The organism is Acidovorax sp. LjRoot204 (assembly GCF_056175785.1).
Window position 1 is genome coordinate 1 of the sequence record NZ_JBGFFF010000315.1, and the last position, 1831, is coordinate 1831.

Consider the following 1831-nt stretch of genomic DNA (forward strand, 5'->3'; position numbering starts at 1 on the left):
AGCTAGGCAAGCTAGGCAAGCTAGGCAAGCTAGGCAAGCTAGGCAAGCTAGGCAAGCTAGGCAAGCTAGGCAAGCTAGGCAAGCTAGGCAAGCTAGGCAAGCTAGGCAAGCTATATTGCCATTGCTGTCTCGCTCCCGATGTCAGGCTCTTGCCACCGGCACATCCTCCCACCGCGTCGTGTACTGCGGTGTGCGCCTTTCCTGCTTCATCCCCCAGTCCTTGCCCTTGTTGGTGCCGCCCGTGGCGCCTGAATGCACAGTGCCCTTGCCGTACCGCTTGTTGAGCGTGTCCAGCGCCACCATCAGCTTCGTGCGGTCCCGGTGGTCTTCATCCTCCAGATCCAGTTCGCCCTGCAACACGCAGCCCGGCACCAGGTCCAGCAGCATCACCCCGGCCTTGGCCATCTTGTAGCCGGGCTCGTAGATGCGCCGCATGCCGGCAGTGGCAGCCCACACCAGCTTGCCGGTGTCGGCGGTGGGGCGACGCAGCGGCACCACGATGCTGCGGTTGAACCGGGGCCCGGGCCGGAATGGGGACGTGTGGCAGAACACCAGCAGCTGGCTGGCCAGGCTGCCTTGCTTGCGCAGCTTCTCGGCCGCGCGGCTGGCGAACTCACTCACGGCCTCCACCAGCGGCGGCAGCTCAGTCACCGCATGACCGRAAGACCGGGTGCAGGCAATTTCTTTCTTCGGTGCTGGTGCATCGTCCAGGTCAATGCACTGCATGCCCTGCAACTCGCGCACGGTGCGCTCCAGCACCACGCTCCAACGCCTGCGCACGGTGGCGGGGTCCAGTCGGGCCAGGTCCAGCACGGTATGCACGCCGCCCTCATGCAGCTGCGCCGCGATCTTCCGGCCCACACCCCAGACTTCTTCCACCATCGTGCTGGCCAGCACGTCGTCCAGGTCCTGGGCGGGCAGGGCGGTCAAGTTGCWCACCTGGGCCAGCTCGACTGGATAGCTGCCCGGTTTGCGCTCAGCCGTCTTGGCAATGTGGTTGGCCAGCTTCGCCAGCGTTTTGGTGTGACCAATGCCGATACCGCAGGGGATGCCCACCCACTGGTGGATGCGGGCGCGGATGGCGTGGCTGCGTGTGATCAGGTCGCCCCGCAGCCCTTGCAGGCCGATGAACGACTCATCGATGCTGTAGATCTCCTGCGAGGGGCCCAGGCCCGCCGCCAGGCTCATCATCCGGTTGCTCATGTCGCCGTACAGCGTGAAGTTGGCACTCAAGGCCACAAGCCCGTGGGTCTCTTCCATGTGCCGGATCTGGAACCACGGCGCCCCCATCTTGATGCCCAGGGCCTTGGCCTCATTGCTGCGGGCGATGGCGCAGCCGTCGTTGTTGCTCAGCACCACCACCGGGCGGCCGTTCAGGCTGGGGCGGAACACCCGCTCACAGCTCACGTAAAAATTGTTGCCATCCACCAGCGCATACATGCTGGACTCCGTCCATCAGATCAGGTGAGAAACAATTTCACGCACCCACTCACCACGCCCCAAACCTCAATGGTCTGGCTGTCGCGGGGGATGATGTCGGGATAGGTGGGGTTGGCCGCGCGCAGCTTGATGCGGCCGGCGCGCTGGTGCAAATACTTCACGGTGCATTCGCCGTCCACAATGGCCACGACGATGCTGTTGTGCTTGGGCTTGATCGCCCGGTCCACAGCGATGATGCTCCCGTCTTCAATTCCAGCGTCCCGCATCGAGTCGCCCCGCACGCGCCAGAAATAGGTGGCCTGGGGGTGCTTCACCAGCAGCTGCATGATGTCCAGTCGCTCCACCACGAAGTCGTCCGCTGGCGATGGAAACCCCGCGCGCACGCTCACCC

At 64.4% G+C, this 1831-nt stretch carries 2 protein-coding genes; both read right to left on the minus strand.

Annotated elements, in window-relative coordinates; translation table 11 throughout:
* Positions 1 to 141: 141 nt before the first annotated feature.
* Positions 142 to 1440, minus strand: a complete 1299-nt coding sequence (locus AC04MI_RS24925; protein ID WP_476499013.1) for a Y-family DNA polymerase — start codon at positions 1438 to 1440, stop codon at positions 142 to 144.
* A gap of 20 nt (positions 1441 to 1460) precedes the next feature.
* Positions 1461 to 1829 carry a LexA family protein gene (locus AC04MI_RS24930; protein ID WP_476499014.1) on the minus strand — a complete coding sequence of 123 codons (369 nt, stop codon included), beginning with the start codon at positions 1827 to 1829 and terminating at the stop codon, positions 1461 to 1463.
* Between the last annotated feature and the right edge of the window lie 2 nt (positions 1830 to 1831).